Source organism: Corynebacterium sp. TAE3-ERU2 (genome assembly GCF_019209955.1).
GTDB lineage: Bacteria > Actinomycetota > Actinomycetes > Mycobacteriales > Mycobacteriaceae > Corynebacterium > Corynebacterium megadyptis.
The window spans coordinates 236,952-258,338 of record NZ_JAHUTL010000001.1 but is presented as its reverse complement, the minus strand read 5'-3'; the positions used below and the strand labels follow the sequence as shown (position 1 = coordinate 258,338).

Genomic DNA, 21,387 nt, shown 5'->3' with positions numbered 1-21,387 from the left:
GCCTTTAGTTGTCGTGGGTGTGGGTGCGGGAGAGCGCCTCGGCGCTCACGGCGTGCTCAGCCTGGTTCATGGCCTCGCTGATCAGCTGGATGGCGTGCTCATCGGTCAGCGAGTAGTAGACGCTGGTGCCCTGGTGGCGGGTGGTGACCATCCGCGCCAGGCGCATTTTGGCGAGATGCTGGGAGACGGTCGCGGGACGCTTAGCGACGGTGGCCGAAATCTCGTTCACGCTCATCTCTTCGGCTTTCCCCAGGGTGAGGATGATGCGAATGCGCGTGGGGTCAGCGAGCAGTTTGAGCACTTCGGCGGCGGCGAGTTCCAAGGAGCCGCTCTCGGTGATAGCAGGCACGTGCACGTGATCACTCGGGACGCGTTTAGGTGATCCATTCCTTAGCTTCTTATCTTCGTGCATATGAAGATAATAGGGTTGCCTGCTGCGCGTGGTCAAGGGTGGACGGCGGGTAGGCCTAGAGTAGTAGATATGACTACACTCACACTTCAGACACTACGCGCTGCCGGTATTGACACCACGAGTTATTCGGCCCCACAGGATCGTGCCGCTTTTGTCCTCGTGGATGGGCAAAATGACTTTGTCGAAGGGGGCGCTCTCGGGGTGGAGGGCGGTGCCCACGCGCTGGCGGCGACGGCGGAGTTCTGCGCCGCCCATGCCCGCAACTATGCGGTGTGCGCGGTCACGCGCGATTGGCACATCGATCCCGGAGCCCACTTTGCGGAGGATCCCGATTTTGCCGAGAGCTGGCCGCAGCACTGCGTGGCCGGCACTAAAGGAGCGGAATTACATCCCCAGGCGCTGCGGGCGCTCGATAATGCCGCAGCGGCCGCCCCCGAGCAGATACGCATTGACGTCAGCAAAGGCGAATACACTGCGGCGTATTCGGGATTCGAAGGAGCCACCCCGCATGGCACGAGCCTCGCCGAGGCACTGCGGGAACACGGGGTGACAACCCTCGATGTTGCCGGCATCGCCACGGACTATTGCGTGCGCGCCACCTGTCTCGATGGCCTTGCAGCGGGCTTCGCCGTGCGGCTTCTCGTGCCTTTAACCGCAGGGGTGGCAGAGCAGAGCTCGCTGGAGGCGTTGCGTGAGATCCGCGCCCAGGGTGGCCAGCTGCTGCTGGTCTAGCCCGTAACTAGGCAGCAGCCAGGGGCGAGGGGGCTTAGTGCGCGGCGGCAAAGGCGCGCAGGATCTCCTCGTTGAAGGCGGGCAGATCGGCGGGGGTGCGCGAGGAGATAAGTGCGCCATCGACACAGACCTCGCGATCAACCCAGGTGGCCCCCGCGTTGATGAGGTCGGTCTTCATCGAGTGGTAGGAGGTGATGGTCCGGCCGCGCAGCACATCGGCGTCGCTGAGAATCCAGCCACCGTGGCAGATCACGCCCACTGGTTTGCCGGCCTCCACCAAGTTCTTCACGAGTGCGACGGCGTGGGCATCAGTGCGGATGGTATCGGCGTTTTTGGTTCCCCCGGGCAAGAGCAGGCAATCAAAATCAGCGGCATCCGCCTTTTCGGTGGTGACATCCACCGCCACGGTGGAGCCCTTCTTGCCCTCGATCTCACCGGCCTCGGTGGAGACTACGAGCGCCCGCCCACCGGCTTCGGTGATGGCGGCGATGGGGCTGGAGAGCTCATCATCATCAAAACCATGAGTGGCTACAACGGCGACGGTCACAGACTTCAGATCGGACACGACGTCCACGTCCTTTCACATTATTTTCGGCTTTTTTAGTGTGCGGCCCAGAATAGGGCGGGCCGTGCCGTTCGTGCCACCGTCGTCGCCACCGGGCGCGTGTCTCGAGGCGCGCAGCGGCCAGACGTACAGCGCTGTGGGGGATAATGCACTCAACCCGCGCGCAACGTCGAGAAGCACGCGGGTTGATGGGCCTGAGCACGAGGTCGGTGCCGGCTTATTTCTTTTCTAGCTTCAGCAGGATGTCATCGTCTGCCTTGGGGTCAGCGCCGAGGAAGCCGGAGGTTTCATCGGGGTGCTTCATCAGCTGCACGCTGAAGTACACCAGCCCGCCCCAGATGACGAGGATGAACAGGGCCATCATGATGATTGCGGTACCGGTCATGATTAGTGCGCCTCCTTGGTGTCGGCGGTCTTGTGGAGGGTGGCCTCGGGGCCATCGTCGCCGATGCCGCGGAAGCCGAGGGAATGATCGACATCCACACCGAAGTCCGAACCGGGCGGGCCATCGAGGGCCTGGTTGCCGCGCCACGGCAGGATGGTCAGCGCCATCGAACCGATGAAGATCACGCCGATCACGCCCCAGCCGTAGATGCCCAGCTGGGCGGGGGAGTAGCCCTCATAGGGCTCGGCAATCAGGGTGGTGATCTCCTGGAAGAGGATGATCGCCAGCACCACGGGGGTGATATTGGCGACGAAGATGCGCCAAGTGTTGCCCACGCGGAAGGAAGAGACCGCATTGAGGTGCAGTGCCAGCTCATCGGTGCGGTGCAGAATCCAGTCCACCACGATGATCGCGGCGATAGCGACGGCGACAATACCGATGTTGTTGGTGAACTTATCCACGATGTCGAGGGTGACCAGACCAGAGGTGGTGGGGAAGAAGATCATGGCGATCACGGCCATGGAACCGCCCACCAGCAGCACAGCCTGCACGCGGGGAAGGTCGAACTTGTCCTGGAAGGCGCCGATGACCACCTCGAGCAGGGACTGCAGAGAGGTAATACCGGCGATCACGAGGCAGGCGAAGAACACGACGCCGAAGACCGAGCCCCAGAGCCCACCCATTTCCGAGATAACGGTGGGGAAGGCCACGAAGGCCAGGCCCGGGCCGGAGGAGGTGACCTCGTCCACGCCCACGCCCGCTTGGGTTGCCATGAAGCCCAAGGTGGCGAACACGCCGATACCGGCCAGCACCTCGAAGGAGGAGTTAGCGAAGGCGGCCACCAGTCCAGTGCCGGTGAGGTTGGAGCGCGGCTTCAGGTAGGAGGAGTAGGTGAGCATGATGCCGAAGGCCACCGAGAGCGAGAAGAAGATCTGGCCATAGGCGGAGATCCACACCGTCGGGTTGCTCAGTGCCGACCAATCGGGAGTAAAGAAGGCGTTCAGGCCGGCGGCGGCACCGGGCAGGGTGAGCGCATAGATCACCATGCCGATGAACATCACGGCCAGCACTGGGATCGCCCAGGTGGACAGGCGGCCAATGCCCTTATCTACGCCCAGAGCCAGCACGGCGAGGACCAGTACCCACACGACGGCGAGGACGATGGCGATCGGCCACACGAAGTTCAGGCTGTTGATGGAGGTGGCGTCGATCTGCAGGAAGTCGTTGAAGAAGTATTCCTCCGCATTATCGCCCCAGGACTTGCCGATGGAGCTAAACGCGTAGATCGCGGCCCACGCAATAATCACCGAGTAGTAGATGGTGATGAAGAAGGACACACCCACCTGGAACCAGCCGACCGGCTCGGTCCAGGACTTTAGGCGACGAAATGCCTTCGGTGCCGAGCCGCGGAAGCGGTGGCCCACGGCGAAGTCGAAGAACAGCAGCGGGATACCCGCGGTGATCAAGGCGACGATATAGGGGATGAGGAAGGCGCCACCGCCGGACTGATAGGCAACATAAGGGAAGCGCCAGATGTTTCCTAGGCCCACAGCGGAGCCGATGGCAGCGAAGAGGAACGCCTGCCGCGAGGAGAATGTTTCGCGGCCCTGGGCGACCTCGGCGCTACCTGCGGTGCTCGTGGAGGTAGACATGTCTCGGTCTCTTTTCTACTGATTCCGATGCGCCGCAGTGTGCCGCGCACCTCACTCTCAAAGAAAGTTTCACATGGTGGGAAACTTGGTCTCACAATAACAGAGTCGGTACGGATATAAGAACAGCCTCTATAGAATTTCAGGAAAATCTAAGAAAGGCGGGGTTTCCCAGCTAGGAGGCCTGTCGAGGGCTCGCGGCTACGCTCATCTGGGGGTAGCGAGGGTCGCGCAGAGTGCTGCTGCGCGCTGCGAATCTCGGGTTGCAGGAGCAAAGAGCAGAAAAATAGGGGTCTTATATAGTAATGCCCATCAATAAAGGCGCCGCAGCGGAGACTCACCCCAGTGCGGCGCCTGCGGAGATATACCCCGCCCAAGTTGTAGTGAAGTCGTAGTGGTTGCGTTAGTGGTTGCGCTTCAGCGGCGAGAAGTGCACGGCCGTGGCCAGAATGCTGCCGATGATCGCACCGACCACGAGCGAGTAGCCGGTATTAATCAACCAGCCGAGGAAGCTGTAGTGGCCGTGGGAGAGGGAATGCATCAGGTCCTCGGGGCCACGCCATCCCAGCTCGGCGGCACCGTGGACGATAATGTGCCCGCCGACCCAGAGCATGGCGAAGGTGCCGATCACGCTGATCGCGGCCAGCACCTTCGGCATAGCGGCGACCAGTCCGCGGCCGAAGGTGGCGGCGCCGGAGTTATCGGAGGCGGCGAGCTTGAGCCCCACATCATCCATCTTCACCAGCAGCGCCACCGCGCCATAGACCAGCGCGGTCAGGCCCATGGCCACCACCACGAGCACCGCGGTGCGCACCCCGAAGGTCAGGTGGGCCACCTGGTTGAGGGAGATCACCATGATCTCCGCGCTCAAAATGAGATCGGTGGCGATGGCGCTTTTGACCAGCTGGTCCTCATCCACCGACTTATTGGCGGAGGCCGGGGTCTGTTTGCCTTCCGCGCCGGTGACCAGCTCGACTACCTTCTCCATGCCTTCGAAGCAGAGAAAGGCACCGCCGACCATCAGGATCGGGTTGAGTAGCCAGGGCACCAGCCAGCTCAATAGCAGCGCCAGCGGCAGGATCACAATGAGCTTATTAAAGAGCGAGCCCCGGGCGATCCGGAAGATCATGGGCAGCTCGCGCGAGGGCGAGACTCCGGCGACGAACTTCGGGGTCACAGCCGCATCATCGACCACCACGCCGGCGGCCTTGGTAGAGGTCTTGGCCGCGTGGAGAGCCACATCGTCAATATTCGCGGCGGCGGCCCGAGCAAGAAGGGAGACGTCGTCGAGAAGCGCTGCAAGCCCACCGGCCATGAAGAGGTCCTAACTAGATACGGGGAAAAAGAGCGGTTGCTTAGGGTGCACTAGCCCCGCTAGTGTTGCAAGAGCCGTGTACCGGCGCTGCCACTCCACAGTGTGCATGGACCAGCCTTGGCCTGTGCGTTTATCTGTGTGGGAGTCGCGCCGTTGCCTAAGCATACTAAATACTGACATTACCGCGGGTGCCCGCGCGCCATAGGCCGCGCTGGGGCTGAGAACACACCGTGTGAACCTGATCCGGGTAATTCCGGCGAGAGGGAGGGTACTTTTTCATGACATCATCAACCCAGCGCACCGCCTCGCGGTGGCGCGTCGTCGACATCGTGGTGGCCGCCGTATTGGGTGTGGCGACCGGTCTGATCTTCTGGATCTGGAATTCGGTGGGCTACGCCTGGTACACCGCCGCAGACGCGCTCACCCCTGGTTTGGGCGGTATCGCCGTGGGCGTGTGGCTGCTCGGCGGCGTTCTTGGCGGGCTGGTGATTCGCAAGCCCGGCGCTGCGATTTTCGTGGAGCTGCTCGCCGCCGCCGTCTCTGCCACCTTGGGTAGCCAGTGGGGCCCGGAGACCCTGTACTCCGGTCTTGCGCAGGGAATCGGCGCAGAGCTGATCTTCCTCATTTTTGCTTATCGACGCTTCACTCCCGTCGTGGCCATGCTGGCCGGTGCCGGCGCCGCAGTTGGGGCATTCTTGCTGGAGCTGGTGCTCAGCGCCAACTACGCCAAGTCGCTGCTCTTTAATATCACCTACCTTTCCACCCTGATCGTCTCCGGTCTCTTCCTGGCGGGTCTGCTCGGCTATGTGCTGGTGCGGGCGCTCGCAGCGGCTGGCGCCTTGGATCGTTTCGCGGTAGGCCGCGAACACCGCGCTGAAGTCTAAGCTGCCCGAACCGCATCCGCCGCAGCGCGTGGGTGCGTCGCCGTCCACGGCGAGAACCTCAAGGAAAGTGGCCCATAGTGAAGCACTCACACGGTCTGTCGCAGTTCAGCGACGCCGCTGCCCCCGTGCATGTGCGGGACTATTCCTGGCGGCACGGAGGCCGAAAAAACCCGACTCTGCGCTCCATTAATCTGCAGATTGAGCAGGGTGAGCGGGTGCTCGTTTTAGGGCAGTCCGGAGCGGGCAAGTCCACGCTGCTGCACGCCATCGCCGGCGTGCTGGGCGGCGAGGATGAGGGCGATGAGCACGGCAGCATCACTGTTGCGGGGCGCTCGCCCGAGCAGGCCCGTGGCCTCGTGGGAATGGTGCTCCAAGACCCCGACTCGCAGGTCATCAGCTCGCGCGTGGGCGATGATGTCGCCTTTGGCTGCGAGAACCTCGGCGTGGAGCGCGCGGAGATCTGGCGGCGAGTACCCGAGGCACTCGAGCTGGTGGGGCTGCATCTGCCGCTGGATCATCCCACCGCAGAGCTATCTGGCGGGCAAAAACAGCGCCTCGCTTTGGCCGGGGTGATCGCGATGGGAGCGCGGGTGATTGTGCTCGACGAGCCCACCGCCAACCTCGATCCCACCGGGGTGCGCGAGGTCCGCGATGCGGTGATCGCCGTTGCCGAGCGCACCGGGGCGACACTCATCGTGGTGGAACACCGGGTAGACATCTGGCAGCAGCACCTCGATCGCACGGTGGTCGTGGGCGCTGCGGGCGATATCGCCGCCGATGGGCCCATCGACACCGTCATCGCCGAGCATGGTTCCGAACTGGCGGAGCAGGGAGTGTGGGTTCCCGGGGTGGAGCTCGACCTACCCGCCGCCCACACCGTGCCGGCGAACGCCAATGCAGCACTATCCGCCACGGATCTTATGGTGGGGTGGCAGAAGAACCAGCCGGTGGCGGGGCCGCTGAACCTCAGCATTCCCGCCGGGCATTCCACCGTGATTACCGGCGATAATGGCGCCGGTAAATCGACGCTGGCGCTCAGCGTCGCCGGCCTGCTCCGGCCCGTGCGCGGGAGCGTGCGGGTGCACACACCGCAGCGCAGCGTCGATCCGCACCGCTTGCGCTCTGTCGCTTTGGCCCAAACCTTGGGCTACGTGTTTCAGGACCCCGAGCATCAATTTGTCGCCCGCACCGTGCGCGAGGAGCTGCTCGTGGGCCCGCGCGTGATTAGCGGCAATAAGCATCTGAAGGAGCATCCCCGCGTGGATGAGCTTTTAGAGCGGCTGCGGCTCGCCCACCTCGCCGAGGCCAATCCTTTTACTCTGTCCGGCGGGCAAAAACGCCGCTTGTCTGTGGCGACGGCGCTGGTTGCCGCCCCACAGGTCTTGCTGCTGGATGAGCCCACCTTTGGCCAAGACCGGCGCACCTTCACCGAATTGGTGCATCTGATCCGCGAGCTGGCCGATGAGGGCGTGGCGATCGCCTCCATCACCCACGATCAGCTCTTTATCGACGCGCTAGGGGATCACCGCATCCACGTGGATAAGCACGCCCCCACACCCCAGGCGGGGGAGGGAGCAGCATGAGCGCACGCGTAAACGTCCTCCGTGGCACGAATCCCGTCACCCGGCTGCTGGGCGTGCTCTTTCTCACGACACCACTGCTCATCAGCGTGGATTGGGTATCGGCCGGGGTGGCGCTGCTCTGCACCCTCGCGGTGACGCCGCTGTGCGGAATGTCGTGGCTGCAGCTGGCTCGCCGCGGCTGGCCGATTCTGGCCGTCACGCCCATTTCGGGTATCTCCATGGCCCTGTATGGCCGGCCCGAAGGCACCGAATACGCCAGTTTCCTCTTCGCCCACATCACGGATAACTCCCTCGAGCTGGCGCTCGCGATCATGCTGCGCGTGCTCGCCATCGGCCTGCCCGTGGTGCTCGTCTCCTACAAAGTCGATCCCACCGATTTCGGTGATGGGCTGGCCCAGGTGCTCAAGCTGCCTGCCCGCTTCGTCATCGGTTCGGTGGCCGGCGTGCGATTGATGAGTCTTTTCCAACGCGACTGGCGGGCACTTGAGCGGGCGCGCCGCTCGCGCGGGCTCGGCGATCGTGGCCGCGTCACCCGTTTCTTCGGGCAGATCTTCGCCCTGCTCGTCTTGGCGTTGCGCCGCGGCTCCAAGCTCGCCACCGCCATGGAGGCCCGCGGTTTCGGCAGCGATCACGAGCGCACCTGGGCGCGGGAATCGACCATGTCTGGCCGCGACTACGCCATCTTGCTCGCCTGCCTGGCCATTTCCTTTGTGGCGCTCGGGGTGTCTATCGCCAGCGGCGCATTCCGTTTCCTCGGGGCTTAAGATGCCACGCACTGTGCTTATCGACGGCCGCTCCGGGGCGGGCAAAACCACCCTGGCGCGATGGTTGGCCGAGTGCAGCGGCGCCCAGCTAGTGCACCTCGATGATCTCTATCCGGGTTGGCATGGGCTGGCCGCCGCCGGTGAGATCGTCGCCAAGGATGTGTTGGCACCCATCGCGCCGGGATACTACCGCTGGGACTGGGAGCAGGGGCGGGCAGGGCAGTGGCGGAGTCTTCAGGCCACCGCGCCGCTGATTGTGGAAGGCTGCGGGGCCATCACCCCCGCCACTGTCGCGGCCGCCCGGGCGCGCGGTCCGGTGGCCACGATCTTCCTCGATTTCGACGCTGCCGAGCGCAAGCGGCGGGCGCTTGAACGCGATCCGGGCTATGCGGCCTATTGGGATATGTGGGCGGCACAGGAGGATCGGCATATTCTTTCCGTGCTGCCGTGGCAGGATGTGGACTTTTCCCGCGCACCCTAGCTAATTACCCCCGCGCGAGGGGGCTTTCTGGGGACCTATAGAAATGTTTTCCGGCCCCCTACAAGGGGTGAAGGTTCAGGTAGCTGAGCTGCAGCACACAGTGAGCTAAGAGTTTTTCGTGTTTAGTTCTCAGGCAAACTAAGATGTGACGTGCCGCAAAGGCGATCGTCATTACCCGATGACATCACCATATGCATGACCTACCTCGAATGGGAGAACTAACGCCATGACGCTAAAGAAGTCGCTGGCCATCCTCGGCGCCGCGTCGCTCACCTTGGGCCTCGCTGCGTGCTCGGATGATAACGGTTCTGGCGGGGGCAGCGGAGCTGACTACATCCGCGCCAACGGATCCGAGCCACAGAACCCACTGATTCCGGCTAACACCAATGAGACCGGTGGCGGCCGCATTATTGACCTCATTAATACCGGTCTCGTGTACTACGACACCGAGGGTGAGGTTCATAACGATCTCGCTGACTCCATCGAGTTGGAGGGCGATAAGACCTATCGCGTGAAGCTCAAGGAGGGCAAGAAGTTCTCCGATGGCACCGAGATCAAGGCCGAGAACTTTGTGAAGGCCTGGAACTATGCCATGGAGAACGAGCAGCTCTCCGCCTACTTCTTCGAGCCCATCATGGGCTACGAGGATGGCGCCTCCGAGATGGAGGGACTGAAGGTAGAGGACGACTACACCTTCACCATCGAGCTGCAGCAGCCCGAGTCTGACTTCCCGCTGCGCCTTGGCTACTCCGCCTTCTTCCCGCTTCCCGACGTCGCCTTCGAGGACATGGACGCCTTCGGCGAGTCCCCGGTGGGCTCCGGCCCCTACAAGCTCGAAGAGTGGAACCACCAGCAGGACGCCCTCATCGTCCCGAACGAGTACTACGACGGTGAGCGTGCCGCGAAGAACGACGGCGTGCGCTTCACCTTCTACCCGCAGCAGGACGCCGCGTACGCCGATCTTCTCTCCGGCAACCTCGATGTCCTGGATGCCGTGCCGGATTCCGCCTTCTCCACCTATGAGGAAGAGCTCGGCGACCGCGCGGTGAACCAGCCCGCCGCCGTGTTCCAGTCCTTCACCATCCCGGAGAGCCTGGAGCACTTCAACGGTGAGGAGGGCAAGCTGCGTCGTGAAGCCATCTCGATGGCGGTGAACCGCGATGAGATCACCGATAAGATCTTCCTCGGCACCCGCACCCCGGCGAAGGACTTCACCTCCCCGGTGATCGACGGCTATGACCCCGATCTCAAGGGCGAAGAGGTGCTGAACTTCAACCCGGACCGCGCCAAGGAACTGTGGGCCGAGGCCGATGAGATCGCTCCTTTCGAGGGCACCTTCGAGATCGCCTATAACGCCGATGGTGGCCACCAGGCATGGGTCGATGCGACCGCCAACTCCCTGAAGAACGTGCTCGGCATCAACGCTCAGGGCAAGCCCTACCCGGACTTCAAGTCCCTGCGCGATGAGGTGACCAACCGCGAGATCACCACTGCCTTCCGTACCGGCTGGCAGGCTGACTACCCGGGCCTGGGTAACTTCCTGGGGCCGTTGTACGCCACCGGCGCCAGCTCCAATGATGGTGACTACTCCAACAAGGACTTCGACGCCAAGCTCGATGAGGCTGCCGGCGCCGAGTCTGTGAAGGAAGCCACCCCGCTCTACAACGAGGCCCAGGAGATCCTGCTTGAGGATCTGCCCGCGATCCCGCTGTGGTACTCCAACGTCACCGGCGGCAGCGCCGACACCGTGGAGAACGTGGTCTTCAACTGGAAGTCCGTCCCCGTCTACGAGCAGATCACCAAGAAGTAATCTGTTCTCGCCTGCGCCTGCGGCGGTGTGGCCCAGCTCGTGTACCCACGGGTGGGGCGGCACTGCCGGGCGCAGTGTTCGCTTTTGATCCCCAGCACCCCTGGCGGCCTGGGATGAGTCTCCGAAAGGACGTTGCGCTCTGAATAATCACAGTTCTCAACGCTCGTACGGTGTCATCCGCAGCGGCCAGGGGTGCTGGTATGTGTGAAGCTTTGGTAATTTAAAGCGATAGTCTCGCTAGTCTCACTGCGCCCCCGAGCTCTCCGTGCATCACAGGACAATCGGATCGGCCAGCGGTGGTGGCTTGCGGGAGGATCGACGCGTCAACCGCGCTACCTAACCTAGAAAGTCCTCGCCTATGCTGCGCTATGTGGGGCGCCGCGTTCTGCAGATGATTCCGGTGTTCATCGGAGCGACTCTGCTGATCTATGCGCTCGTATTCCTCATGCCGGGTGATCCTGTGCAAGCCCTGGGTGGTGACCGTGGACTATCCGAATCCGCGGCTCAACGCATCAGGGAAGAGTACAACCTGGATAAACCCTTCCTCGTCCAATATCTGCTCTACATCAAGGGCATCTTTACTCTTGACTTCGGCACCACCTTCTCCGGTCAGCCTGTGTCCTCGGTGATGGCCAATGCCTTCCCCGTGACCATCAAGCTCGCCTTCATGGCACTGGCCTTCGAGACCCTCTTCGGCATTCTCTTCGGCGTGGTCGCCGGTATCCGCCGCGGTGGCATTTTCGACTCCACCGTGCTGGTGCTGTCTCTGCTCGTGATTGCCGTGCCCACCTTCGTGATCGGCTTCGTGCTGCAATTCATGGTGGGCGTGAAGTGGGGACTATTGCCCACCACGGTCGGCCCCAATGAGTCCTTCGAGGCGCTGCTCATGCCTGCGATCGTGCTGGGCGCGGTGTCCTTCGCCTATGTGCTGCGCCTGACCCGACAGTCCGTGAGTGAGAACCTCACCGCCGACTATGTGCGGACCGCCCGCGCCAAGGGCCTGAAGGGCAGCACGGTGATGAACCGCCACGTGTTGCGCAATTCTTTGATTCCCGTTGCCACCTTCCTCGGCGCGGATCTTGGTGCCCTCATGGGTGGCGCCATCGTGACCGAGGGCATCTTCGGTATCAACGGTGTCGGCGGTGCTATTTACCAAGCCATCCTCAAGGGCGAGCCCGCCACCGTGGTGTCCTTCACCACCGTGCTGGTGCTCGTCTATATTGTGGCCAACCTGCTCGTGGATTTGATCTACGCCGTGCTCGATCCGAGGATTCGCTATGCCTAAACCATCTCCCGCACACCTCAACCCCGAGAAGAACCTTCAGGGTCCCGCCTTTGAGACGAAGAAGGGCCAAGAGCACTTCGTTGATGCCGTGGATGAAACCGGCCTCGGTGCTGTCGACGCGGTGGCCGATGAGTCCGCACCGACCTCCCTGTGGGGCGAGGCGTGGCAGAACCTGCGTCGCCGTCCGCTGTTCTGGACCTCGGCCGTGCTCATGCTCGCCGCCATTGTGCTCGCTTTGGTCCCGCAGTTGTTTACCAGCGTGGATCCGCAGACCTGCGAGCTGGCCAACTCCCTCAAGGGGCCCACTGATGGTCACCCCTTTGGTTTCGACCGCCAGGGCTGTGACATTTTCGCCCGCACCATCTACGGGGCGCGTGCCTCGGTGCTCGTCGGCGTGCTCACCACGATGTTCGTCGTGGTGCTCGGCGTGCTCATCGGTGCTACCGCCGGCTATCTCGGCGGCATCGTGGACTCCATCTTCTCCCGCATCACCGACGTCTTCTTCGCGCTGCCGCTGGTGCTGGCCGCCATCGTGGTGATGCAGATGTTTAAGGATCACCGCACGGTGTTCACCGTGATCGTGGTGCTCGGTCTCTTCGGCTGGACCTCGATCGCCCGCATCACCCGCGGTGCCGTGATGAGCGTAAAGAATGAAGAGTTCGTCACCGCCGCCCGCGCCTTGGGCGCATCGCGCACCAAGATCCTGTTTAGCCACATCCTGCCCAATGCGGCGGCGCCGATCATCGTCTACGCCACCGTGGCTCTGGGTACCTTCATCGTGGCCGAAGCCACGCTGTCCTTCCTGGGTATCGGTTTGCCCTCGACGGTGGTCTCGTGGGGTGGCGACATCTCGCGCGCCCAGGCCTCGCTGCGCACCCAGCCGATGGTGCTCTTCTACCCGGCTGTGGCGCTGGCAATGACTGTGCTCAGCTTCATCATGATGGGTGACGTCGTGCGCGACGCCCTCGATCCGAAGGCAAGGAAGCGATAAATATGACGAATACTACGCCCCCTGCCGGCACCGATAACTCCGCCGAGGTGGATCGCTCCGTGCCGCTATTGACCTTCGAAGATCTCAAGATTTCCTTCGAGTCCACCACCGGCACCGTGGATGCCGTGCGTGGCATCAACCTCGCCATCTATCCCGGGCAGTCCGTGGCGATCGTGGGCGAGTCCGGCTCCGGTAAGTCCACCGCCGCCATGTCCATCCTCGGGCTCTTGCCCGGCACCGGAAAGATCACCGGCGGCTCCATTACCTTCGACGGCCAGGACATCACCGATGTCTCCGAGAAGGAGCGCCAAGAATACCGGGGCAAGATGATCGGCCTGGTGCCGCAGGACCCGATGAGTAACCTCAACCCCGTGTGGCGCATTGGCACCCAGATCAAGGAATCCTTGCGCGCCAATAACGTGGTGGATCCGAAGGAGTACGACAAGCGTGTCGCCGAGCTGCTCGAGGAGGCGGGCCTGCCGGACGCGGAGCGCCGCGCCAAGCAGTATCCGCACGAGTTCTCCGGCGGCATGCGCCAGCGCGCCCTGATCGCCATGGGCCTGGCCGCGCATCCCAAGCTGCTCATCGCCGACGAGCCCACCTCGGCTCTCGACGTGACGGTGCAAAAGCGCATCCTGGACCACCTGGGCACCCTCACCGAGGAACTCGGCACCGCCGTGCTGTTTATTACCCACGATCTGGGCCTGGCCGCCGAGCGCGCCGAGCACCTCGTGGTGATGCACCGCGGCCGCATTGTGGAATCGGGTCCCTCGCTGAAGATTCTGCGCAACCCGCAGCACCCCTATACCCGCCGGCTTGTCGACGCCGCCCCCTCGCTGGCCTCCGCCCGCATTCAGCAGGCACAGCAGCAGGGTGTGGAGTCCACGGACAAGCTCAGCAGCGATCACTCGCAGGTACAGGACGAGGTGATCCGCGTGGAGAATCTCACCAAGATCTTTGATGTCCGCGGCGCCCGCGGCGCGAAGAAGGAACTGCGGGCCGTCGATGATGTCAGCTTCGGGCTGCGCACCGGCACCACCTTGGCGCTGGTGGGCGAGTCCGGCTCGGGTAAGTCCACGGTGGCGAATATGGTGCTGAACCTGCTCGACCCCACCGAGGGAAAGGTGTATTACAAGGGCACCGATCTCTCTACCTTGGGCCGCAAGGAGCTTTTCGATATGCGCCGCAAGCTCCAAGTGGTGTTCCAGAACCCCTATGGTTCGCTCAACCCGATGTATTCGATCTACCGCTGCATCGAGGAGCCGCTGAAGGTGCACAAGGTGGGCAACCGCGAGCAGCGGGAAAAGCGCGTCGCCGAGCTGCTGGATGTGGTACAACTGCCGCGCTCGACCATGCGCCGCTACCCCAATGAGCTTTCGGGCGGTCAGCGCCAGCGCATCGCTATTGCCCGCGCCTTGGCGCTGCAGCCGGAAGTGATCGTCTTGGACGAGGCCGTCTCCGCCCTCGACGTGCTGGTGCAGAACCAGATTCTGCAGCTGCTGACGCAGCTTCAGGATGAGTTCAATCTCTCCTATCTGTTCATCACTCACGATCTCGCCGTGGTGCGCCAGACCGCCGACGACATCGTGGTCATGCAAAACGGCAAGGTGGTGGAGCAGGGCAGCGCGGACGATATCTTCGATCACGCCCAGCAGGACTACACCCGGAATCTCATTGATTCCGTGCCTGGGCTCGGCATCGAGCTCGGAGCAGGGGACTAAGCCCCGCCCGCACCCACAACGCCACAAGGGCCGCCGCAGCACGTGCTGCAGCGGCCCTTAGGTGCTATCTAGGGGGAATTAGGCGGGGTCGATGATCTCGTCGAGTTTCTTTGTGGGGCGAGCAATAACCACCCCGGAGGCACTACGCACAAAGGGTCGTTCGATCAGCTTCGGGTGGGCGAGCATGGCAGCAATAAGCTCATCCTCCGGCGTCTCGGGGCTCAGCCCCAGCTCGGCGTACTCGGATTCGCCGGTGCGGATGGCCTCATGGGCGCGCAGGCCAGCATCCGCGAGCAGGCTGCGGAGCGTCTGTTCATCGGGGGTGTCCTCGAGATAGCGCACGATGGTCGGCTTGATGCCGCGATCGCGCAGATATTGCAGCGCGGCATGGGACTTGGAACAGCGGGGATTGTGATAGATAAGGGTCATGCCGCCAAGGCTACCGGTGTGGAGCGTGGCGTCGTATAGCGAACTAGCAGCCCGCGGGAGTGAGGGTGACGTTGTCCGCCCACTCGAGGGTGATACCGCGCGAGCGCAGCCACTGGTGCACATCATCGCCATAGCGGGTGATGCCTTCCACGGCGGTGAGGGTGCGATCGATGGCGCGCTCAGCCTCGGAGGCGGTGATGAGCCCGGCGGAGGTGGCGGCGGCGAGCTCGTCGATGTCGAGCACGTCGATGGGGGTGCCGGTGGTGGCCACGAGATCCACGTAGAGATCCCGCGTGGTCCAGGTGGTTCCCTCGCGGTTGATATCTGCGATGTCGATGTAGAGCTCTTGGTCTACATCCACCCCGGGGCGGAAGTGGAAAATATTGGCGCGCAGGCCGAGCTCGGGCAACAGCCACGATTCGAGATAGCCGAAGCGGGGATGATCCGCCCCGCGCGCCATGTACAGCCCGAAGTCTGTTTCGGTGTAGGTATCCACCGCGCGCAGGTAGCCCTTGGGGTCCGTGTTGGTCAGCGCGGAGACGTCAAAGGTCTCCTGCTTTACGGGATGGAGATCCACAGTGGGGCCTCCATCCTTCGCATCGGCCTGGGAGGTGGACATGAGATACCTGCGCAGTCGCTCTTAGACGGTGAAGATCGCGGCGGTGGGGGCGAAGTGGCAGGCGGTCTCGGAGGTATTCACGGTGCCCTCGAGAACAGCGATGATGGTGCCCTTGCCGGTGGCTGCGGTGCCGTTGAGCGTGGCGGGGCCGTCGGGGTTGAGGCCGCCATCGTCCAGGCGGGAGGTGCCGAACTGCAGGGTGTCGATATTCATCCAGTGCACGTTGAGTGCGTCCTGCTGCTCTGCAGCCAGGCCGGGGGTGCCGAGCGCGGTAAACACGAAGCCGGCCTCATCGGCGGGAACACCCGGCAGCGGCAGATCGGCCGGACCGGGAACGGCGATGGCGGTGCCCACGGCGGTGTGCTCGCCGCCGATGCAGGAGCCGGCGATGGTGGGCCAGTAGAACTGAGTGAACTCGGGGGTGTTCTCCGGCTGCAGCAGCGGTGCACCCGCGGGGGAGTGGCCACCCTCGTAGAACTCCACGGCGGCGATCACGGCATCGCGCAGCTGCTCGGGGATGAAGGGCTGGTTGGCGAAAGCGCGGGCCTGGGCCAGTACCTCAGGGGAGGGGCGGCCGAGATCGTCGATCAGCTGGGGATTGGTGATGACGGGAACCGTCATATCGGAGCTGGTTTGCGCGGTGGCCAGCGGGGCGGAGAGCGTGGCGCCAACGGTCAGGGCGGCAGCGCAGGCGACGGCGATCGGGGTACGGAGTTTCACGGGGTTTCAGTGTCCTTTCTTGGAAGCTGTACATGCGACGGGCACAAAGCTCTAGTCCACAGACTTCACTTAAACCACATTAGTCACAACAGTCACAACACTAATACATTTCTCAGAGTGAGGCTAGGCCTGTGTTCACTATCATCGTCGCAGCCACGGACGGAACAGGCTCGGGCCTGCGGGGTATCCGCCCCGGGGCGGCGTCGTCACGCGCAACGGCCGCAGTAGCTACCGCACTCTGTGAAGGCATAAGAGGATGTGTCACTGTCGGAATAGATAGGTTTTTGTTGCCATTTCGTTACAATCTACTCTAAAAGATGTGGTATCGCCGGAAAAGGGGGTACACTCGGCTAGTCGTTGCCCGCGTATGACGCGAAGGCGATAGGCGCGTTCCCTTCTTCATCGTCTGCGCGCCGCGATCACCATCTATATTGCAGGAGTACACACAAGCCCGTGAGCGAAAACAACACTACCGCGCGCACCGAATTCCGAAACGTCGCCATTGTCGCACACGTTGACCACGGCAAAACCACCCTCGTCAACGCCATGCTCGAACAATCCGGTGCCTTCGGTGACCACGGAGAGATCGCCGATCGGGTGATGGACTCCGGTGATCTGGAGAAGGAAAAGGGCATCACCATTCTGGCCAAGAACACCTCCATTCGACGTGTGGGCCAGGGCAAGAATGGCGAAGATCTCATTATTAACGTCATCGACACCCCCGGCCACGCCGACTTCGGCGGCGAGGTGGAGCGGGCGCTGTCCATGGTCGATGGCGTGGTGCTGCTCGTCGACGCCTCCGAAGGCCCGCTGCCCCAAACCCGCTTCGTGCTGGGCAAGGCCCTGGCGGCGAAGATGCCGGTGATTATCTGCGTGAACAAGACCGACCGCCCCGATGCCCGCATCGACGAGGTGGTCGAAGAATCCCAGGACCTGCTGCTCGAGCTCGCCTCCACTCTGGAGGACGAGGAAGCCCAGGCGGCCGCCGAGACACTGCTGGATCTGCCGGTGCTCTACGCCTCCGGCCGCGCCGGCACCGCCTCCACCGAAAACCCCGGTGATGGCAATGTGCCGGATGCGAAGGATCTGCAGGAGCTCTTCAACGTGCTCTACGATGTGCTGCCCGAGCCCTCGGCCGATATCAACGCCCCGCTGCAGGCCCATGTGACCAACCTCGACTCCTCCTCGTTCTTGGGCCGTATTGGCCTGGTGCGCGTCCACGCTGGCGTGTTGAAGAAGGGCCAGCAGGTGGCATGGATTCACTACGACGATGAGGGCAATCAGCACACCAAGACCGTCAAGATTGCCGAGCTGCTCTCCACGGAGGGCATGCAGCGCGTGCCCGCCAAGGAGGTTATCGCCGGCGATATCGCGGCGATCTCCGGTATCGATCAGGTGATGATCGGTGACACCCTCGCGGATGTGGAGAATCCGACCCCGCTGCCGCGTATCACTGTGGATGAGCCGGCGATCTCCATGACCATCGGAGTGAATACCTCGCCGATGGCCGGCCGCGGCGGTGGCGATAAGCTCACCGCCCGCGTGGTGAAGGCCCGTCTCGAGCAGGAGCTCATCGGTAACGTCTCCCTGCGCGTGCTGCCCACCGAGCGTCCCGACGCCTGGGAGGTGCAGGGCCGCGGCGAGATGGCGCTGTCCGTGCTGGTGGAGACCATGCGCCGTGAAGGTTTCGAGCTCACCGTCGGCAAGCCCCAGGTGGTGCCCAAGACCATCGACGGCAAGATCCACGAGCCCTTCGAGCACATGGTCATCGACGTGCCCGCCGAGTACCAGGGTGCTGTGACCCAGCTGCTGGCCAGCCGCAAGGGAATCATGATGTCCATGGACACCACCGGAAGCGACTGGGTGCGCATGGAATTCGAGGTGCCCGCCCGCGGTCTGATCGGCTTCCGCACCGTGTTCATGACCGACACCAAGGGCACTGGCATTGCCAATCACTACTCGGATGGCTACCGCCCCTGGGCCGGCGAGATCAAGGACCGCGCCTCCGGTTCCTTGGTGGCCGATCGCTCCGGTCAGGTCACCACCTATGCGCTGATGCAGCTGGCCGATCGTGGCCAGTTCTTCGTGGAGCCCGGAATGGAGGCCTATGAGGGCATGGTTGTGGGGCAGAACAACCGTGATGAGGACATGGACGTCAACATCACCAAGGAGAAGAAGCTCACCAACATGCGCTCGGCAACGGCGGACGCCACCTTTACCCTGGCGAAGGCGCATGTGCTCTCCCTCGACGAGGCCATGGAGTTCTGTGGCCAGGACGAGTGCGTGGAGGTCACCCCGGAGCGCATCCGCGTGCGCAAGGTGATTCTCTCTGCCACCGACCGTGGCCGCGCCCGCGCCCGCGAGAAGGCCCGCAACAAGTAGCTCGCAACAAGTAGCCCGCAACACCTAGCGCGACTTCTCGGCCGCACCGGCCTAGCCGCTAGACTCATGAGGGTGATCAATGTGCTTCGCCGTGCCTCGCTGAGCTGCACCAGCGTGGTCGTCGCTCTCAGTATTGCCAGCTGTGCAGCCAATCCGGGCCCGCCGCCGGTGGAGGAAGTGGAGCGGACGATCAGTACCACGTCCTCCTCCACGCCGCCGGAGCGCCCCGAGGATATCGATCCCGCTGAGCGCAACAAGATCATCGTGGGCATGGATCCTTTGCTCAACGGTTTTAATCCGCATCTGATCGCCGATTCCACACCTTTTGTGGAATCCATGGCGGCGCTGGTGTTGCCCAGCGCCTTCGTCGGCGGTGAGCTCAATTCCTCTTTGCTCACCAGCGCCGAGGAGATAGAACCGGTCGGCGATGCGGTGCAGACGGTGCGCTATCAGATCAGCACCGCGGCCCAATGGTCTGATGGCACCCCCATCACCGGCTCCGATTTTCAATACCTGTGGGAATCCATCGTCTCCACCCCAGGCACGACAGACACCGCTGGCTATCGCCAGATCTCCGGTATTCGTGTCAGCAATGGCGGCAAGTCCGTGGCCGTGGACTTCGGCCACCGCGTGGAGCAGTGGCAGAGGTTGTTCACGCACCTGCTGCCGAGCCATATTTTCCTCACCGGTACCGATGGATTCGACCGCGTTCTGGCCAACACCATGCCGGTCTCCGGCGGGCGTTATCAAGTCTCCTCCATTGACAGGCAGCGCGGTGAGGTGGTGCTGTCGCGGAATGATCGCTACTGGGGACTGCAGCCCGCGAAGATCGAAAGACTCATTTTCCGCGAGATTCGCTCGGCCGGTAGCGCCGCTGAGATGATGCGCCGCAGTCAGATGGATCTGGCCGACCTCTCGCTGGAGGAGACAACCGAGCCCGCCCTGCAGCTCGTGCCCGGGGTAGAGACCGCCACCCGCGTCTATCATCGCCGTCTTGACGTGGTGTTAAACACCCAGGCCCCCACGCTGAGCACCCCGGCTAGGCGGGCCGGTTTCATGAGGCTTATCGACGCCCCCCTCGTGGCCAAGCTCGCCACCGGCCGAAGTGCGCATCTCGGGCTGGCAGATCCCAGCGAGTTCCCACAGCCAGAGATAGAGCCGGAGGCGCTGCCCACGGGCCGCTCCGTCGTGCTCGGCGTGGATGCCGCCGATGACGAGGCCGTGACGGCGGCGCGGTCTATCAGCGATCTCGCCGCGCAGCAGGGCATCGATGTGAACGTGATCCTGACAACCACCGCCGAGCTCTTTAGCACCCTCATGCCCGAGGGGCATATCGACGGTATTGTCACCCACTCCCGCACGGAGCAAGCCCCCATCGAGCTTGCGACCCGCTATCTATGTGGAGTGGCTGTGTCGCAGCTATGCGATAGCGATCTCGACGCCACACTGCGCGAGTATCTCGCCGGCGCAGTGGACGGCACCGCCGCCACCGAGGCGGTGCGGTCGGTGGAAAACCGCGAGATCCTGACCTACCCACTGTCCTATACCATCCGCCTTGATGCGGCAGGGGCGCGTATTATCGGCCCCGCCTCCACTTTCGCTGAGTGGCCCGTTGATCCTTATGCTGGGCGACTCGCCGGCGCCGCCAGCTGGAGCGTGCGCCAAGGCCTAGGTCCCAGTCGTATCGGCACCCCTGAGGAGAACACCGAAACCCCATGATCACCACTGTGCAGTCCGAGATGCCCTTAAATGGCGTCACCGTTTTTGCTGTCCACGCCCATCCTGATGATGAGGCCATCTGGACCGGCGGGCTCCTCGCCCATCTGGCGCGCCGCGGCGCGGATGTCATCGTGGTCACCTGCACCCTGGGTGAACAGGGAGAGGTGATCGGTGAGCCCTACCAGAACTTAGTCGCCGAGCACTCCGATCAGCTGGGCGGGTTCCGTATCCGCGAGCTCCAGGACTCGCTGGCGGCCCTTGGGGTGCGCGGGATTCACCTCGGCGCCCCGGGGCAGTGGCGAGACTCTGGTATGGCCGGCGATCCCTCCGCGGCGCACCCGCGGGCCTTGGTGAATAACCTGGATCAGGCCACCGAGCAGCTGCGGGAGCTCATTGCCGAGTACGACCCTGAGCTGTTGATCACCTATGGCCCGGACGGCGGCTATGGCCACCCAGATCACATCGCGGCGCATACCATCACCCATCGGGCCGCCCCGGAGCACATCCGCATCCTGTGGGCGGTGACGCTGGAGGAGGATCTCGAGGCCGGCTTCGCGGGAATCCGCTCCATTCCCCAGACGTGGCGCCGCGCCGATGCGGAGATCGCGCGGGTCGAGCACGCCGATATTCGCCTGGCCCTGAGCCCTGCGGAGCAGGCCCAGAAGGTGGCGGCGATGAAGGCCCACGCTACCCAGATTTGGATCGCCGATGGCTCCGTGAGCGCCACCAACCCGGTGCCCGCGCAGGCCGAGGCGGATACTCCTGTGTTTGCGCTATCGAATCTCATTGCCCAGCCGGTGACGGCGAGCGAAAGCTATCAAATTGGTGCGGGGCCAGAGCTGCCGCGCGAGGCCACGGATGTGTTCGATGAGGTGAATGAGATCCATGTGCTCAGCGAGGATGAACTGGCCCAACTCCCGCACTGTGGGAAGGAGGACTAG

The 21,387-nt window shown here is 63.3% G+C and carries 20 protein-coding genes and 1 riboswitch; of the genes, 12 read left to right on the top strand and 8 right to left on the bottom strand.

The window, feature by feature from the left end:
• Nucleotides 1–4 precede the first annotated feature (4 nt).
• Nucleotides 5–349 (bottom strand): ArsR/SmtB family transcription factor, encoded by a 345-nt coding sequence (locus KRX12_RS01095; protein ID WP_370625158.1) that lies wholly within the window; start codon nt 347–349, stop codon nt 5–7.
• A 132-nt stretch (nt 350–481) separates the two neighbouring features.
• Between KRX12_RS01095 and KRX12_RS01090 the strand changes: the two genes are divergently transcribed.
• On the top strand, nt 482–1,144 hold the full coding sequence (locus tag KRX12_RS01090; RefSeq protein ID WP_218365434.1) for an isochorismatase family protein: 663 nt from the start codon (nt 482–484) through the stop codon (nt 1,142–1,144).
• 34 nt (nt 1,145–1,178) lie between these two features.
• On the opposite strand, the gene KRX12_RS01085 is transcribed toward KRX12_RS01090, so the two are convergent.
• The 4 genes from KRX12_RS01085 to KRX12_RS01070 form a co-directional block, all read right to left on the bottom strand.
• Nucleotides 1,179–1,709 carry a type 1 glutamine amidotransferase domain-containing protein gene (locus KRX12_RS01085; protein ID WP_218365653.1) on the bottom strand — a complete coding sequence of 177 codons (531 nt, stop codon included), beginning with the start codon at nt 1,707–1,709 and terminating at the stop codon, nt 1,179–1,181.
• Nucleotides 1,710–1,926: 217 nt separating this feature from the next.
• Nucleotides 1,927–2,094, bottom strand: coding sequence for a methionine/alanine import NSS transporter subunit MetS (metS, locus tag KRX12_RS01080; protein ID WP_151529880.1), 168 nt, complete (start codon nt 2,092–2,094; stop codon nt 1,927–1,929).
• A 2-nt stretch (nt 2,095–2,096) separates the two neighbouring features.
• The gene (locus KRX12_RS01075; protein ID WP_218365433.1) at nt 2,097–3,746 is read right to left on the bottom strand and encodes a sodium-dependent transporter; all 1,650 of its coding nucleotides are present in this window, start codon (nt 3,744–3,746) and stop codon (nt 2,097–2,099) included.
• A gap of 400 nt (nt 3,747–4,146) precedes the next feature.
• Nucleotides 4,147–5,058, bottom strand: a complete 912-nt coding sequence (locus tag KRX12_RS01070) for a DUF808 domain-containing protein (RefSeq protein WP_218363867.1) — start codon at nt 5,056–5,058, stop codon at nt 4,147–4,149.
• 174 nt (nt 5,059–5,232) lie between these two features.
• Nucleotides 5,233–5,342, top strand: a riboswitch (TPP riboswitch).
• Between KRX12_RS01070 and KRX12_RS01065 the strand changes: the two genes are divergently transcribed.
• From KRX12_RS01065 to KRX12_RS01030, 8 genes are all read left to right on the top strand, one after another.
• Nucleotides 5,337–5,942 carry an ECF transporter S component gene (locus KRX12_RS01065; RefSeq protein WP_151549130.1) on the top strand — a complete coding sequence of 202 codons (606 nt, stop codon included), beginning with the start codon at nt 5,337–5,339 and terminating at the stop codon, nt 5,940–5,942. It overlaps the preceding riboswitch by 6 nt.
• Nucleotides 5,943–6,037: 95 nt before the next feature.
• On the top strand, nt 6,038–7,525 hold the full coding sequence (locus tag KRX12_RS01060; protein ID WP_255550033.1) for an ABC transporter ATP-binding protein: 1,488 nt from the start codon (nt 6,038–6,040) through the stop codon (nt 7,523–7,525).
• A complete protein-coding gene (locus tag KRX12_RS01055) occupies nt 7,522–8,289 on the top strand; it encodes an energy-coupling factor transporter transmembrane protein EcfT (RefSeq protein ID WP_218365432.1) in 768 nt (255 codons plus the stop codon). The genes KRX12_RS01060 and KRX12_RS01055 overlap by 4 nt, the downstream gene beginning before the upstream one ends.
• Nucleotide 8,290: 1 nt before the next feature.
• Nucleotides 8,291–8,770, top strand: a complete 480-nt coding sequence (locus tag KRX12_RS01050) for a hypothetical protein (RefSeq protein WP_218365431.1) — start codon at nt 8,291–8,293, stop codon at nt 8,768–8,770.
• A gap of 226 nt (nt 8,771–8,996) precedes the next feature.
• Nucleotides 8,997–10,580 carry an ABC transporter substrate-binding protein gene (locus tag KRX12_RS01045; protein WP_218363861.1) on the top strand — a complete coding sequence of 528 codons (1,584 nt, stop codon included), beginning with the start codon at nt 8,997–8,999 and terminating at the stop codon, nt 10,578–10,580.
• 358 nt (nt 10,581–10,938) lie between these two features.
• Nucleotides 10,939–11,865, top strand: a complete 927-nt coding sequence (locus KRX12_RS01040) for an ABC transporter permease (protein ID WP_218363859.1) — start codon at nt 10,939–10,941, stop codon at nt 11,863–11,865.
• Nucleotides 11,858–12,856: an ABC transporter permease gene (locus KRX12_RS01035; protein WP_218365430.1), complete on the top strand. Its 999-nt coding sequence runs from the start codon at nt 11,858–11,860 to the stop codon at nt 12,854–12,856. The genes KRX12_RS01040 and KRX12_RS01035 overlap by 8 nt, the downstream gene beginning before the upstream one ends.
• A gap of 2 nt (nt 12,857–12,858) precedes the next feature.
• Complete coding sequence (locus tag KRX12_RS01030) at nt 12,859–14,577, top strand: ABC transporter ATP-binding protein (protein ID WP_218365429.1); 1,719 nt, start codon at nt 12,859–12,861, stop codon at nt 14,575–14,577.
• A 78-nt stretch (nt 14,578–14,655) separates the two neighbouring features.
• Here KRX12_RS01030 and arsC read toward each other — a convergent pair whose 3' ends face one another.
• Genes arsC through KRX12_RS01015 form a run of 3 tightly spaced genes read right to left on the bottom strand, consistent with a single transcriptional unit; the run spans nt 14,656 to nt 16,345 of the window.
• A complete protein-coding gene (gene arsC, locus KRX12_RS01025; RefSeq protein WP_218365428.1) occupies nt 14,656–15,006 on the bottom strand; it encodes an arsenate reductase (glutaredoxin) in 351 nt (116 codons plus the stop codon).
• A gap of 43 nt (nt 15,007–15,049) precedes the next feature.
• Nucleotides 15,050–15,625: a DUF402 domain-containing protein gene (locus tag KRX12_RS01020; RefSeq protein ID WP_218365427.1), complete on the bottom strand. Its 576-nt coding sequence runs from the start codon at nt 15,623–15,625 to the stop codon at nt 15,050–15,052.
• 21 nt (nt 15,626–15,646) lie between these two features.
• Entirely contained in the window at nt 15,647–16,345 is a 699-nt protein-coding gene (locus tag KRX12_RS01015) for a hypothetical protein (RefSeq protein WP_370625157.1), read from the bottom strand.
• A 453-nt stretch (nt 16,346–16,798) separates the two neighbouring features.
• On the opposite strand from KRX12_RS01015, the gene typA reads away from it, so the two are divergent.
• The 3 genes from typA to mshB all read left to right on the top strand — a co-directional run bounded on the left by typA (nt 16,799) and on the right by mshB (nt 21,387).
• Complete coding sequence (gene typA / locus KRX12_RS01010) at nt 16,799–18,727, top strand: translational GTPase TypA (RefSeq protein WP_218363849.1); 1,929 nt, start codon at nt 16,799–16,801, stop codon at nt 18,725–18,727.
• Between the two features lie 72 nt (nt 18,728–18,799).
• Complete coding sequence (locus KRX12_RS01005) at nt 18,800–20,446, top strand: ABC transporter family substrate-binding protein (RefSeq protein ID WP_218363848.1); 1,647 nt, start codon at nt 18,800–18,802, stop codon at nt 20,444–20,446.
• Nucleotides 20,443–21,387: an N-acetyl-1-D-myo-inositol-2-amino-2-deoxy-alpha-D-glucopyranoside deacetylase gene (gene mshB, locus KRX12_RS01000; RefSeq protein WP_370625507.1), complete on the top strand. Its 945-nt coding sequence runs from the start codon at nt 20,443–20,445 to the stop codon at nt 21,385–21,387. Before KRX12_RS01005 ends, mshB begins: the two co-directional genes overlap by 4 nt.